This is a genomic window from Paucibacter sp. B2R-40, assembly GCF_025717555.1.
In the GTDB taxonomy this organism is placed as follows: Bacteria; Pseudomonadota; Gammaproteobacteria; order Burkholderiales; family Burkholderiaceae_C; genus Paucibacter_A.
The window spans coordinates 570,796-584,334 of sequence record NZ_JAJIRP010000001.1 but is presented as its reverse complement, the minus strand read 5'-3'; the positions used below and the strand labels follow the sequence as shown (position 1 = coordinate 584,334).

The 13,539-nt window shown below is 62.9% G+C and carries 15 protein-coding genes; 8 read left to right on the top strand and 7 right to left on the bottom strand.

The features are described from left to right. The first annotated feature begins 4 nt into the window (after nt 1–4). The 5 genes from LNV09_RS02585 to LNV09_RS02565 all read left to right on the top strand — a co-directional run bounded on the left by LNV09_RS02585 (nt 5) and on the right by LNV09_RS02565 (nt 4,314). Nucleotides 5–808, top strand: a complete 804-nt coding sequence (locus LNV09_RS02585) for an FAD binding domain-containing protein (protein ID WP_263555500.1) — start codon at nt 5–7, stop codon at nt 806–808. 2 nt (nt 809–810) lie between these two features. After that, nucleotides 811–1,725: an AAA family ATPase gene (locus LNV09_RS02580; protein ID WP_411969210.1), complete on the top strand. Its 915-nt coding sequence runs from the start codon at nt 811–813 to the stop codon at nt 1,723–1,725. Beyond that, nucleotides 1,718–2,911 carry a vWA domain-containing protein gene (locus LNV09_RS02575; RefSeq protein ID WP_263555499.1) on the top strand — a complete coding sequence of 398 codons (1,194 nt, stop codon included), beginning with the start codon at nt 1,718–1,720 and terminating at the stop codon, nt 2,909–2,911. The genes LNV09_RS02580 and LNV09_RS02575 overlap by 8 nt, the downstream gene beginning before the upstream one ends. After that, nucleotides 2,908–3,471, top strand: coding sequence for an SRPBCC family protein (locus LNV09_RS02570; protein ID WP_263555498.1), 564 nt, complete (start codon nt 2,908–2,910; stop codon nt 3,469–3,471). Before LNV09_RS02575 ends, LNV09_RS02570 begins: the two co-directional genes overlap by 4 nt. Before the next feature lie 189 nt (nt 3,472–3,660). Continuing rightward, a complete protein-coding gene (locus LNV09_RS02565; protein WP_263555497.1) occupies nt 3,661–4,314 on the top strand; it encodes a PEP-CTERM sorting domain-containing protein in 654 nt (217 codons plus the stop codon). A gap of 48 nt (nt 4,315–4,362) precedes the next feature. On the opposite strand, the gene pdxR is transcribed toward LNV09_RS02565, so the two are convergent. Further along, on the bottom strand, nt 4,363–5,967 hold the full coding sequence (gene pdxR / locus LNV09_RS02560; protein ID WP_263555496.1) for a MocR-like pyridoxine biosynthesis transcription factor PdxR: 1,605 nt from the start codon (nt 5,965–5,967) through the stop codon (nt 4,363–4,365). A gap of 96 nt (nt 5,968–6,063) precedes the next feature. Here pdxR and LNV09_RS02555 point away from each other — a divergent pair, with 96 nt between their 5' ends. From LNV09_RS02555 to LNV09_RS02545, 3 genes are read left to right on the top strand one after another with little or no spacing between them, the layout of a single operon-like run. Next, nucleotides 6,064–6,705: an FMN-binding negative transcriptional regulator gene (locus LNV09_RS02555; RefSeq protein WP_263555495.1), complete on the top strand. Its 642-nt coding sequence runs from the start codon at nt 6,064–6,066 to the stop codon at nt 6,703–6,705. A 37-nt stretch (nt 6,706–6,742) separates the two neighbouring features. Further along, nucleotides 6,743–7,354 (top strand): GNAT family N-acetyltransferase, encoded by a 612-nt coding sequence (locus LNV09_RS02550; protein WP_318023269.1) that lies wholly within the window; start codon nt 6,743–6,745, stop codon nt 7,352–7,354. Further along, a complete protein-coding gene (locus tag LNV09_RS02545) occupies nt 7,312–7,773 on the top strand; it encodes a GNAT family N-acetyltransferase (RefSeq protein WP_263555494.1) in 462 nt (153 codons plus the stop codon). The genes LNV09_RS02550 and LNV09_RS02545 overlap by 43 nt, the downstream gene beginning before the upstream one ends. Before the next feature lie 19 nt (nt 7,774–7,792). Here LNV09_RS02545 and LNV09_RS02540 read toward each other — a convergent pair whose 3' ends face one another. The 6 genes from LNV09_RS02540 to LNV09_RS02515 form a co-directional block, all read right to left on the bottom strand. Beyond that, nucleotides 7,793–9,121 carry an alpha/beta hydrolase gene (locus LNV09_RS02540; RefSeq protein ID WP_263555493.1) on the bottom strand — a complete coding sequence of 443 codons (1,329 nt, stop codon included), beginning with the start codon at nt 9,119–9,121 and terminating at the stop codon, nt 7,793–7,795. Between the two features lie 18 nt (nt 9,122–9,139). Next, the gene (locus LNV09_RS02535; protein ID WP_263555492.1) at nt 9,140–9,853 is read right to left on the bottom strand and encodes a substrate-binding periplasmic protein; all 714 of its coding nucleotides are present in this window, start codon (nt 9,851–9,853) and stop codon (nt 9,140–9,142) included. Nucleotides 9,854–10,065: 212 nt separating this feature from the next. Then, nucleotides 10,066–10,257: a helix-turn-helix transcriptional regulator gene (locus LNV09_RS02530; RefSeq protein ID WP_263532512.1), complete on the bottom strand. Its 192-nt coding sequence runs from the start codon at nt 10,255–10,257 to the stop codon at nt 10,066–10,068. After that, the gene (locus LNV09_RS02525) at nt 10,254–10,634 is read right to left on the bottom strand and encodes a hypothetical protein (RefSeq protein WP_263555491.1); all 381 of its coding nucleotides are present in this window, start codon (nt 10,632–10,634) and stop codon (nt 10,254–10,256) included. Before LNV09_RS02525 ends, LNV09_RS02530 begins: the two co-directional genes overlap by 4 nt. Before the next feature lie 105 nt (nt 10,635–10,739). Then, nucleotides 10,740–11,222 carry a c-type cytochrome gene (locus LNV09_RS02520; RefSeq protein WP_263555490.1) on the bottom strand — a complete coding sequence of 161 codons (483 nt, stop codon included), beginning with the start codon at nt 11,220–11,222 and terminating at the stop codon, nt 10,740–10,742. A gap of 49 nt (nt 11,223–11,271) precedes the next feature. Further along, nucleotides 11,272–13,323 (bottom strand): sensor domain-containing diguanylate cyclase, encoded by a 2,052-nt coding sequence (locus LNV09_RS02515; protein WP_263555489.1) that lies wholly within the window; start codon nt 13,321–13,323, stop codon nt 11,272–11,274. Between the last annotated feature and the right edge of the window lie 216 nt (nt 13,324–13,539).

The following is a 13,539-nucleotide window of genomic DNA, read 5'->3' as shown; positions in this document are numbered from 1 at the left end:
GCACATGACAAGCTTCACCTATACCCAAGCCAGCTCCTTGGCGGATGCCAGCAGCAAGACGGCGGCGGCCGAAGCCAAGCTGATCGCCGGGGGTCAGTCCTTGCTCGGCGCGATCAAGCTCGGTCTGGCCGCGCCCGAGGCCTTGGTCGACCTGGGCGGGCTGGCCGATCTGAAAGGCATTCGCGTGAATGATGAGGTGAGGGGCGCCCATGTCGTGATCGGCGCGATGACGACGCACGCGGCGGTGGCCGCCAGCAAGGAAGTCCAGCAAGCCATCCCCGCATTGGCCGATCTCGCCGGCCGCATCGGCGACCGCCAGGTGCGCAACCGTGGCACCTTGGGCGGCAGCCTGGCCAATAACGACCCGGCCGCCTGCTACCCGGCCGCAGTCTTGGGCCTGGGCGCGACGATTTACACCGACCGGCGCAGCATCGCCGCCGATGATTTCTTCCTCGGCATGTTTGAGACGGCCTTGCAGCCAGGCGAGATCATCACCTCGGTCAGTTTTCCGGTGCCGGCCAAAGCAGCGTGGCAGAAGTTCAAACAGCCGGCCTCGCGCTTCTCGCTGGTCGGCGTGTTCGTCGCCCAGACCGCCACCGGCGTGCGCGTGGCCGTCACCGGCGCAGGAGCCGGGGTGTTCCGCGCCACCGCCTTGGAGGCGGCCTTGAGCGCCAAGTGGAGCCCGGGCGCGACGATGGCTGTCAGCATCAGCCCGGCCAAGCTCAACAGCGATCTGCACGGCTCGGCCGACTACCGGGCTGCGCTGATCCCGGTGCTGGCAGGGCGCGCAGTGGCCGCTTGCCCGTGAGCCTGGCGCCAGCGCTGCCGGACTCGATAGACGCCACTGCGGCGCTGCTGCTGGCACATGGCTACGTGGCGCAACGCGAGTTGGCCACGGCCACCTTTCTCGCGCTGCGCCTGCAGCGGCCGTTGCTGCTGGAAGGCGAGCCGGGCACCGGCAAGACCGAGATCGCCAAGACCCTGGCCTTGATGCTGGACAGGCCCCTGATCCGGCTGCAATGCTATGAAGGCCTGGACCTCAACGCTGCCGCTTACGAATGGAATTACGCCCGCCAGATGCTGGAGATCCGGCTGGCCGAAGGCTCCGTACAGAAGGCCTCGCTGAGCGAGGATCTGTTCGCGCGGCGTTTCTTGATTCCGCGCGCCCTGTTCAAAGCGATTGATCCGGCCAACGCGGTCGCGCCGGTCTTGCTGATCGACGAATTGGACCGTGCGGATGAGGCGTTTGAGGCCTATTTGCTCGAAGTCTTGAGCGAGTTCCAGATCACCATCCCCGAGCTGGGTGAGATCAAGGCTTTGCTGCCGCCCATTGTCATCATCACCTCCAACCGCACACGCGAGATTCACGACGCGCTGCGCCGGCGCTGTCTCTATCACTGGGTGGACTTCCCCGACGCGGCGCGTGAATTCGAGATCCTGCGTTTGCGCCTGCCCGGCGTGCCGGAGCGGCTGGCGCAGCAGATCGTCGCTTTCATCCAGGGCCTGCGGCGGCTGGATCTCTACAAGCTGCCCGGCCTTGCCGAGACCCTCGAGTGGTCGCGCGCCTTGCTGGAGCTGAATGCCCTGGTGCTGGACCCAGCGACACTGCAGTCGACCTTGGGCGTGCTGTTGAAATACCAGGACGATATCGTGCGGGTGCAAGGCTCGGAGGCCGCGCAGCTGTTGGAACAGGTGCAAGCCCAAGTCATGAGCGGCCGTGTCTGATCACCTGGCCGCCAACGTCATGCACTTTGCCCGCGTCTTGCGCGAGGCCGGCATGGCGGTGGGCAGCGACCGCGTGCTGCTGAGTTTGCAAGCGCTGGAAGTGGCCGGCCTGAGCTCGCGCCAGGACTTTCACGCGACCCTGTCGGCCTGCTTGCTGGACCGTGCCGAACACCGCGTGCTGTTCGATCAGGCTTTCCACATTTTCTGGCGCGACCCCGATCTGCTCGGCCGGGTGATGCGCATGCTGTTGCCGCAGGTGCAGGCCAAGTCAGGCATACCCGCCTTGCCCGAGAACCGCCGGCTGGCGCAGGCGCTGTTTCCTCACGCACCCGACGCGGCCGAGAACCGGCGCGATGCCGAGCAGCAGATCGAAATCGACGCGCCTCTGAGCTGGAGCGAGCGTGAACAACTGCGCCAGCGTGACTTTGACACCATGACGAGCGAAGAATGGCTACTGGCCAAGCGCCTGTTGACTCAGTTCGGGGCGCTGCTACCGCCCATCGCGACACGGCGCTGGCAGGCCGCAGCCAGCGGCCGCTTGGATTGGCGCGCCAGCCTGCGCGCGCAGGCACGTAGCGCCTCGCTCGCGCTGCTGCGGCAGCGGCCGCGCGAGCGCCTGGCGCCGCTGCTGATCCTGGCCGATATTTCGGGCTCGATGAGCCGCTATTCGCGCATGCTCTTGCATTTGGCCCATGGCCTTGCCAATGCCAACCACCAGCGGCAGTCGACCCAGGTCGACAGCTTCGTTTTCGGTACTCGCCTGACGCCAATTTCACGCCTGATGAAACAGCGCGACCCCGATCTTGCGGTCAACGCAGTGTCGCAGCGGGTGCAAGACTGGTCGGGAGGCACCCGCATCAGCGCCTGTCTGCAGCAGTTCAACCAGCACTGGGCGCGCCGCGTGCTGAACAGCAATACCACCGTGCTGCTGATCACCGACGGGCTGGAGCAAGGCAGCGAGCATGACCCCGCCTGCCAGCGCCTGGCCTTTGAGGCGCAACGCCTGCGTCTGAGTTGCAGGCGCCTGCTCTGGCTGAACCCGCTGCTGCGCTTTGAGGGCTTTGAGCCCAAGGCGGCCGGCGTGCGCGCCTTGCTGCCCGAGGTGACGCAGCATTTGCCGGTCCACAATCTGGCCAGTCTGCAAGCGCTGATGAACCTACTGGCAACAAGTGAATCCAAACCATGAATCTGACCGGCCAAGAAACCCTGCCCGTCTCGCAAACCCAAGCCTGGGCCGCGCTCAATGACGCCGAGCTGCTCAAGGCCAGCATCAGCGGCTGTGAAAGTTTGAGTTTGATCGCTGAGCATGAATACGAGGCCTTGATGACCGTCGCCATCGGCCCGGTCAAGGCCAAGTTCAAGGGCAAGTTGAAACTGACCGACCTGCAGCCGCCGAACAGCTACAAGCTCGCGTTTGAAGGCCATGGCGGCGCAGCTGGCCACGGCAAGGGCAGCGCCCAAGTCCGCCTGGAGGCGCAAGGGGCCGCCCAGACACTCTTGCATTACGAGGTGCAAGCCAGCGTCGGCGGCAAGATCGCGCAGATCGGCTCGCGCCTGGTCGATATGGCGGCACAGAAGATGGCAGGCGAGTTTTTTGCGGCCTTCAACACCGCGCTGCAAGCGCGTTATGGACTGGCGTCGCCGGCAGCGGCGGCAGAAGCAAAGGCTGCAGCAAAGAGTCGCTGGCAGGCCCTGCTGGACTGGTACTTGGGCTGGCTGGGGCGGATTTTCACGGGCAAGATTTGAGCCTGGTGTTTACCCAGGTCTGCGTCAACGAGAGCGCGCCAGACTCATCGGGTTGACCTTTAGGCATTAGCCATTAATTGAATACACCAGTTGCTGCAGAGGTGGCGAGGAAGGATTATTGCGTTGCCTCTTTTCAGTCATAGCATTGAATTCAAGCGGTAAACAAAAACCTAAAGGAGTGACCCCGAGATGACCAAGAACTTGCTGATCAAACCACTGGCCCTGGCCGCCCTGTTGAGCATCGCTGGCGCAGCCCAGGCGACCGTGACGACCTACGCCACGCTGGCCAGCTTCACTGCCGCCACGACCGCTATCGGCACCGACAGTTTCGATGACCTGGACCCCTCCGGCCCGATCGAAGGTCCTTTGGATCGCAACGCTGGCAGCCATGCCTACCAAGCCAGCGTCAACCACCCGACGAGTACCGATTTCTGGCCCTCCAACTCGGGCAGTGATGTCTGGCTGAGCGCCAACGCTTCCAACGGCATCATCGTGTTTGACCATTTCGGCGCCGATGTGCGCGGCGTAGGCGGCCTGTTCTTTGGCAGCAATGCTGCCGGCGCCTTCCTGGCTGGGCAGACCATCAAGCTGAAGCTGACCGATGCCGACGGCGTCACCGAGCAGACTTTGACCAGCACCACGCAGTCCTCTTTCCTGGGCTTTGTCTCCAACAGCGCCATCAGCTCCCTGACCGTGGAGCGGGTGTTCCTGGGTGTCGCCGCTTGGCCGACCATCAACAACTTGAATCTGGCCGCAGCCGTACCTGAGCCATCGACCTATGCCTTGATGCTGGCCGGCCTGGGCGCAGTGGGCTTACTGGCGCGTCGTCGCAAGTCGATTTGAGTTGAATCTGGCTTGAGTCTGAGGCCCGGCTGAGCGGTCGGGCCAGTTTTACCCCCAAAGCGGCCGCCAAGCCTGTACCAGCAGCTTGAGCGCCCGGCGTATCTCGGCCGGCGGGACTGAGGCGAAGCCAAACACCAGCCCGGCCTCTTGGCTATGCGCTGGCAATCCGCCGACCAGGGACAAGCCCCCCAGCTCGATGCCGACCGCTGCCGCAGCAGCCACCAGCCGAGCTTCCAAAGCCCGCGAAGGCAAGGGCCAAAAAGCCTGCAGGCCTGCATCAATGGGCTGCAGCGACAACGCACGCAGTTCGGCCGGCAAGCTCGGGCTCAAGTCTTGCGCCCAGGCGCTTAAAAACGTGTCACGCCGCTCCAGTGCGGCGCGCCGCATGCGCCGCACATGGCGCAGAAAGTGGCCCTCGGCCATAAAGTCGGCCATCACTACCTGGTCGGCAGTCGATGACTGCCGGTCCAGCACACCGCGCAGCTTGGCCAGCGTCGGCAGCCAGGCAGCGGGCGCCACCAGGTAGCCCAGGCGCAAGCCTGGGAACAAGAGCTTGGAGAAGCTGCCGATGTAGAGCGTGCGCTGGCGATTGTTGCCACTGGCCTGCGCGGCCAATGTGGCCAGCGGCGCCAGCGGCACACCCTTGAAGCGGTATTCGCCGTCGTAGTCATCCTCCAAGATCCAGGCCTGCTCGCGTTCGGCCCAGTCCAGCAATTCCAAACGGCGCTGCAAGCTCATCGCCACGCCGGTCGGGTACTGATGCGAGGGCGTGGTGTAGACCATGGCCAGCCGCCCCAAGGCCTGCAAAGCGCCGGTGCGCAGGCCTTGGCTATCGAGCGGCACCGGCACGACCTTGGCACCACTCAAGCCCAAAGCCGCCGCCGCCGCGCGGTAGCCGGGCGACTCCATGCCGACCCGGTCGCCGCGCTGCGTCAGGGCAAGGGCGGCCATCGCGATCGCTTGCTGCGAGCCGGCCGTGATGATCACCTGATCGGCGCCGCATTGCAGGCCGCGCGAGTGGCTCAGGTAGGCAGCGATCAGCTCGCGCAGCCGCGGCAGGCCGGCCGGCTCGCCATAGCTCAGGCTCACCGCCTTGCGCTGCTGCGACTGCGACTGCGACTGCGACTGCGACTGCGAGTTTGGGTGCGGGTGCCATAAGGCGGACCGCGATTGCTCGCGCCAAAAGCGCGCTTGCAAACGGGACCACAAGGCGTGCGGAAAAAGATCCAGAGCCGGCAGGCCATGGCGGAAGGCACGCGCCTGCAGGCCGACGGTCGGCGCAGGCTCGAAGCTCTGCAGGCGCGCCCACAAATCGGTGTGCGGCGCCGCCGCCCCTCGCTCTGGCGAAGGCAGCTTGCCCGCTGCGGGCTGGCTCAGCTTGGCGATCTCCGCCACAAAGCAGCCCGACCCCGCACGCCCGACCACGAAGCCTTCGCTGATCAAAGCCTCGTAAGCGCGCACCACGGTATTGCGCGAGACCTGCAGCGCCAACGCCAACTCGCGCGTAGTGGGCAGGCGTGCGCTCGCGGCCAAAGCGCCGTGCAGGATCTTGTCTTTCAACTGCGCATGGATTTGCTGGGCCAATCCCTGGCCGGGCTGCAAGCTCATGCCGGCGGGGTCCAGTGTCAAACTGGCGTGCTGGATTGGATCCATGATATTCACATAAAGTGGATCTTTGATCGTACCAAAAGGGCGAATATGCTCTGCGCCTGCCGCTTAACTTCTTGATTGCCGCCAGGACAGCCCGCCATGTATATGCCCGCTCATTTCGCTTCCAAAGACTTTGCAAACATCGGCCGCATGATCACGCTTTGCCCCTTGGCCTTGCTGATTGGCCCGGACGCCGACGGCCAGAGTTTCGGCAGCCATCTGCCCTTGAATTTGCTGGATGAAAGCTCCGCAAGAAGCGGCTGCGACATCTTGCTGGAAGGCCATATGGCGCGCGCCAATCCGCATTGGGGCTGGCTGGCCGGCCTGCACGCGCAGGGCAAGGACGTGATGGCTGTGTTCAGCGGCCCGGGTGCCTATGTGTCGCCGCGCCACTATGACAGCCAACTGGCCGTGCCGACATGGAATTACGCAGCCGTGCATGTTTACGGCGAGTTGGAGCTGATCGATGACGCACAGGCCAAGGACGCCTTGCTCAAGCGCCTGATCGCCCAACATGAACCCGGCTATGCGGCGCAGTGGCGCGATTTGCCGGACGACTTTCAAGCCAAGATGCTAGGCGCCATCGTCGGCTTCCGCCTGCATATTCGGCGTTGGGAGGGCAAGTTCAAACTCAGCCAGAACCGCAGCGCCGTCGAGCGTGGCCGTATCCGCGACGCCATGCTGGCCGGTTCAGCGGCCGAACAAGACATTGGCGCCTGGATGGCTCATTTGGGTCTTTAACTCAGCTGCTCCTATTGACCAAGAACACTTCGCCATGATGATGACTATCTCCCCGATGCAAGTAGCGCCCGTCACCCTGCAAGGGCCGAGCCTGCGCTTAGAACCCTTGAGCCTCGCCCATGTCGATGCGCTGAGCACCATCGGGCTGGTGCCCGAGTTGTGGCGCTGGGTGCCCAGCCAGGTGCGCACCGCCGCAGACATGCGCGCCTATGTCGAATCGGCGCTAAAGGATCAAGCGAGCGGCCTTGCACTGCCATTCGCGCTGGTGCTGGCCGGGCCGGATCAAGCAAGCGGCCCGGTAGTCGGCAGCAGCCGTTTCGGCAATATATCGCTGCGCGACCGGCGCCTGGAGATTGGCTGGACCTGGGTGGCTCCCGCCTGGCAGCGCAGCTGCGTCAACACCGAGGCCAAGACGCTGTTGCTGACGCACGCCTTCGAGACGCTTGGCGCGCACCGGGTCGAGCTGAAGACCGACTTCTTGAATGACAAATCGCGCGCGGCGATTGCGCGCATTGGGGCGACGCAAGAGGGCATCTTTCGCCGTCATATCGTCACCGACACCGGCCGCGTCAGGGACACCGTCTACTTCTCCATCATCGACAGCGAGTGGCCGGCGGTGAAAGTGCGGCTACAGGAGTTGCAGCGTTGAAACTTCAGCTAAGTCCGCAATTAGACGGTATTGACTGGCACTGGCTTGCAAATGTATTCGAGCGCGCGCCGCTCGGCAGCCGAGATCCGGCGCTGCTTGAGACAAGCTTCAGGAACAGCCAAGTGTGCTGCTTTGCCCGTGTCGACGGTGTCCTGATCGGAGCCGGCCGAGCGCTGACTGATCGGGTCCTGTGGACGGTCATTTACGACCTGGCCCTGCTGCCCGAACATCAGGGCAAAGGCCTGGGCAAAGCCATCATGGACTCGCTGGCCCAGCAAGCCGGCGCAGCCAATGTGATGCTCTATGCAGCACCTGGCAAGCAGCCCTTCTACGCCAAGCTGGGCTTTCGGCCGATGAAGACGGCGATGGCCAAATTCGCTAACGCCGAAGGTGCACAGACGCGCGGCATGATCGAATAGATCCGCCGCCCTCGCAGCGCTATTTGCTCAGGCCGGCTTCCTGCTCGATACGCGCCTCGACGGCCGGCTTGAACAATTGTTTGACGCGCAGATCGAAGTCCGGTGGAAAGGTCCAGTAGCGCGCGCCACGCGGGCCGCTTTGCGACTCCAGGCCGCGCTGATCGGGCGCCGCATTGAGCAAGAGCAGGCCCAGCAGGTCACTGCTGACCCAGGGGTCTTCATACCAGAACGCATGGGAGCGTTGCGGCAATTTGGGGATGGCGCTCGGGTCAACCTTGATCAGATCGAAGCCATAGTCCCGCGAAGCATCGATCAAGAAGCTGGACTGTTCGGCGTCGAGCTCGGTCGGGTCCAGGCGCCCGATACGTGAAGCACGATTGACCAAGGCAGAAAAGCGCAAGGCCGAGTCGTTCAGATTGCCGGCATTGCTGACCCGCTGCACCATATCCACATAATGTTTCAATTCATCGGTGAAGCGGCGGGTGTCGATGTCTGCTGCGGCGAAATAGATGTGATTCAAACGCAGGCGCTTACGCAACTGTTCACGCGATTCACCCGGCCGCGCCGACTGGCCCAACTGCGCCAAGGCCGGGCTGACGATCTGTGCGCCGGCGCTATAGGCCAAGACATCGATGCTTGATGCCTTAGAGTGCTCGGCCACCAGTTCAAGCAGACGAACAAATGGCTCGACCGAAGCCTTGGCGTTGCCAACATCGGTGAAGTACTTCAGCAAGGAACCCGCCGAGGGCCACAAGAACGACAGCACCACCACCCGCCGCCCTGTGAAATGGCGCAGCTGCGCAGCCTGCGCCGCCGCGCGCGGCATAGTGTTGTTGGAACCGTGCACGTAAATGACCAGTTCCTGGCTCTCGCTGGACGCCAGGGCCTTGTTCAAGAGCGCAAAGAAGGCTTGCGCGTCGACCGAGTCGGCCACAGATTGCTTTGCGCCCAAGGACGCCATTTGTTCCAGCCACTCCAGCTGCACGACGGGGCGCTCGTCGCTGTCATCGCTGGTGGAGAGCCGGTGCAAAGTTTCCCAATCGAGCGCCTCATCGCCAATGCGCACATGGGCCACGCCCATGCGCAGACGCTCACTGGGCAAGATGGTGTGGATCGGCTCGGGCTTCTCTATCACTGCGCCTCGGTTGGTGACATAGAGCACCGGCACCTCGGTGCCGTGCAAGGTGGCGCCAGCCTGTGCAAAGGGATCGACAGCACCGGTCCTGAAACTCACCGGGGTAGGCATCAGCCGTATCGGGCTTTGGCAGGCGCTGAGATGCAAAGTCAGCAAGACCAGCGCCAGCAGGCGTGCAGGACCAAGCAAAGGGGCCAAGATTTCTTTGGGCATCACTTATTTTGTCGCAGATCAGGGCCGCGGCGGGAACATCCAGCGGTCATAGATTTTCTTGGCCGTGCCGTCGTCGACGATGGATTTGAAGACGGCGTTGACCTGGGTCTGGGCTTCCAGCAAGGGCGACTTCTTTGAAAATGCCACGGTCAGATGGGTGGTGTTGAGCACCAATGCATCGCCGAACTCGGCCTCGAGCTCAAGCTTGCGAATGATGTGGCTCAATGTGGACAAAGAGCCCGCCACCGCTTTGGCGTCGCGGTCGGCCATGGTCATGCGGATCGCCTGGGTGTAGTCCAGCAAGAGTGCCTTCTTGATGCCCTCATCTTGATCGAAACGCGGGTCGACCTTGAGGCCGCGCGGGACCGCGATGACCACCTTCTGAAGAGCGGCATAGTCCTTCAGCACCAGGCCACTGCGGGGAATAATGCCAAACTCAAGCGGCACGATGACTGTACCTCGGACAGCGTATGAGGCGCGCGCATCGCCCCAGGCCATGATAGAAAAGTCGGTCTCGCCGACCTGCAAATCACGCTCCACCCGGGCATAGGGGGTCAAGGTTCTGCTCGTTTTGAAGCCACTGCGGCGCTCGAACTCTCTGAGCAGATCGACAATGATGCCGACATAGGGCTCTTTGGCGGCCTGCGCGAGGTCAGGGTTGGGTTTGGCCCAGGGGTCGAACTGAATCAGATCGACGCGGAATTCCGTGGCCACGGCTGTGTGACAAGCCATGCCAAGCCCTATCGCTGCACAGACAATTGGCAGGCGGAGCAAAGCTCTGATAAGTTGGGGCAATGAACACACGCTGCCAATTTACCAGAGGCGGCACGGCGCCTGTCTAAAGTTCCAGAGAACAAAGGCTCGATTTGCGTCAACCCTCAGTCGAGCTGCTTCGATATCAAGCTGCGCAGCACTGCCGCCGCCCTCGAGCCGTGTCCATCCATTCAAGCGGCTGAAAAGATCGCCTCTATCGGCATTTCAAATACCCGGGCGATCTCGAACGCCAACGGCAGGCTAGGGTCATAACGCTCGTTTTCGATCGCATTGATGGTCTGCCGCGACACCTTCAGGCGCTCACCCAGCTCCGTCTGCGACCAGCCGCGCTGGGCGCGTAGCTCGCGCAGGAGGTTCTTCATTTGTAGCGCCTGGCCGCCAGGACCAGACCCAGCATCCACAACACAGCCATCAGCGGCCAGACCACGAACATGCTCAGGCGCGGATAGCCCAGGCCTTCGAGAAAGCCATAGCTGAAGGTGATGAAGGCGCTGCCGGCGAAGGCCAGGGCCAGGGCCTCAAACTGCACCCGCTGCTGCAACTCATCGAGCCGGCGCAACTGGCGCAGAATCACCCAGACCATCAAAGCGCCCGGCAGCATTGGGCTGAGCGCGATCAGATCACGCCAGGGCGAGGCCAAGGACGGATGGCCCTCGAGCCAGATGATCGACCCCGACAAGACCGCCGTGTAGGCCAACAACGCCAGCCCCAGCTCTTTCAAATATTGCTTGGAATTCATCTCGCACGCACCTTTCATGTAAAGCGTGCTTTCCACTTTACCGAAAATGCGGGAGCATGTAAAGCAAGCTTTACATGCCTGCTCTACATACTTGCGTGCGAACGATCAGGGCGCTGGTTGACCCGGCCCTTGCGAGCCTTCGGAGCGTGCGCTCAAATAAGCATATAGGTCGACGATATGGGCGTTGACCATCGGATTGCTCTGCCATGCGGGCATGACGGCCTGACCAGCGGGCGCGGGGTTGTTGGCGGCGGCCGGCGTAGCGCTCCAGTCATAGCGTTTGAGCACCAGGTTGGAGAAGCGCTCCGCGCCCATTTGCCGCACGCGAGGCAGCAAATCTGGCGCTTTGTCTGTGCCCTCTGCGGCCGAGCCGTGGCAGCTGGCACAGCGCTGCTGGAAGACCCGCCAGCCGGTCGACACCGAGCCGGGCAACTTGGCATTCTCGGCAATTTCCTTTGCGCCTTGCTGGTTCAATATTTCGATGCCGAAGCTGGCCGACGGTGCCAGCATGGCCGCCCAGGCGATGACGCCCAGCAGACTCAGGCGATTGAACGTTATGCGGCGCGTTGCTTGATTCAAATTGAGCATCTCTATCTCCAGGGGGCTAGCCTTGATTGTGCAACAGGCGGGGTCAAATTCAGCCCACGCTGACGCCGTTGCGGCCATTCTCTTTGATGCCGTACATTGCCTGATCGGACCGGCTCAGCGCTGCTTCCGCGCTGCCGTCCTGGCTCAGCATTGCGCTGATGCCAATGCTGACCGTCACCGGGATGATGGCCTGCCGGTATTGGGCCGGGTTCTGCTCGATGCGCTGGCGCAGCCGCTCGGCCAAGGCCTGTGCGTCTTCGCAACTGGTGTCGGGCAATAACAGCGCAAACTCCTCGCCGCCAATGCGGCCCACCACATCGAGCGGGCGCGTGCCCAGGCGCATCAACAAGGTCACGTGGCGCAAGACGGCGTCCCCTGCGGCATGGCCGAAGCTGTCATTGATCTTTTTGAAATGATCCAGATCCAGCGTCACGACGCAGCTGCACAACTCTGGCCGGCGCTGGATACGCCCATATTCGGCCTGCAGGCGCTCCATGAAATGACGCCGATTGGCGGCCCCGGTCAGGTGGTCAGTGCTGGCTTGGCGGTGCAGTTCTTGACGAGTGCGAATCAGCTCGGTGATGTCTTCGAAACTACTGTAAACCTCGCTCAATAGGCCATGCCTGAACAAAGGCGTGGCGTTGACTTGCAACCAGATCAAATTGCCCTCCGGCAGACACAAGCCCATCACCACCTGCCGCACCGGCTGGGCAGTGCGCAAGGCTTCCATAGCGGGGTGTTGCTCGGCCGGGAAGTCGCTGCCGTCCTCGTGTATGGCGTGCCAGGCCGAATCAAAAGGCGATTTGCCGAGCAACTGATCGCGGCTGAGCCGCAGCAAGGCGCAAGCCGCTGGATTGGCGGCCGTGATGCGCCCCGTACTCGCATGGTAGACCACGCCATGTGGCACGGTTTCAAAGAAGATGCGAAAGGATTCGGTGCTGGCTCTGAGCGCCGCTTCGGCTTGCATACGGGCCGAGATATCGGTCAAGACGCCCGTCAGCAAGCATTCACCGGGCCCCGCCGGCTTCGGCCTTGCCTTGACATGCAAGTATCTGGAGCCGGCGCCGGGCACGTCAAACTCCACCTCATGCTCCCAGGCTTGGCAGGCGGCGATCGCCTTGCGCAAGGAAGCCTCGCAGCCCGCGCGATCCGCTGGCGCCACGCGACGCAGCAGGGCACGGCCGTTGCCGCAGGCTTGGGCCGGGCTCAGGCCGAGCAAGGCCTGCACACCAGGGCTGAAGTAGACAAATTCAAGCTCGCCCGAGGCACGCACCAGCAGTCGAAACAAGGCGCCGGGCACAGATGCCGCCAAATCTCGCAGTTCGGCCTCTTGGTGGCGCAGCGCCTCCTGCACCTGCTTGAGCTCGGTCACGCTGTCATGTGCGATGACGATGCGCGGCGGGTCGGCATCCAAGGCGCGCGAAACCCGCGCCACGAACCAACGCTGCCCTTGTGGCGACGGGCAAGGGTATTCCATTTGAAAGCTGTCCAGCCCACCCGCCATGAGCTCTCTGAGTTTGCTCGTGAAACTGTCGGCGCCCGCTTGTGCACCTGGCTCGCCGCTGGCCAGCGCCTGTGCGCAACAAGCCAGGTAGTCGCTGCCCTCACCGCACAACTCAGGGGAACCGCCGTTGGCGACGGCAAATTCTCGCCAAGCCCGGTTCACCTTGACGATGACACCCCGCTCGTCCAACACGCAGATATGGGCCGACAGCGCGTCCAGCACCGACAGAACTTGCCGGCGCGAGGCCTCCTTGGTTTTTTCGAGCTGGCTGCTTGAGGTGATATCCATCACATAGACCAAGCGGCTCATGCGACCATCGTCACCGCGCAAAGCCACCGACTCAGAGTGGACGCGCAGCTGCGTACCGTCCCGCCGCAGCACGTCCCATTCCCCCTTCAGTTCGCCGCCCTCGGTCAAAAAACGCTGGTGCCGCTGCAGTAGCTGTTCACCTTGCTCGGCCGCAAACACCATCAGAAAGCTTTGGCCCAGCATCTCGGCCGCACGGTAGCCATAGAGCTCGCAGTAGGCAGGGTTGACGCTCAGATATCGGCCGCCACTTTCGATCACTGCGATACCGACCGGTGCACGCTGAATCAAGGCCTCAAGCCAAGGGCCAGTCGCAGGGAGTGCGTTGGCAGCCCAGCTTGCTGGCAATTCTTGATCTGGATTCGGCATCAGCGCCCCTTTTGGGCTTGGCCCAAGCTACCCAAACAAAGTCGGAATTTAACGCCGCAGCCCGGTCTTGTGATTGCCAGCTGACAAATTAATACAAAGTAAAAAGAAAAAGGGCGCCAAGCGCCCTTTCAAACTGCA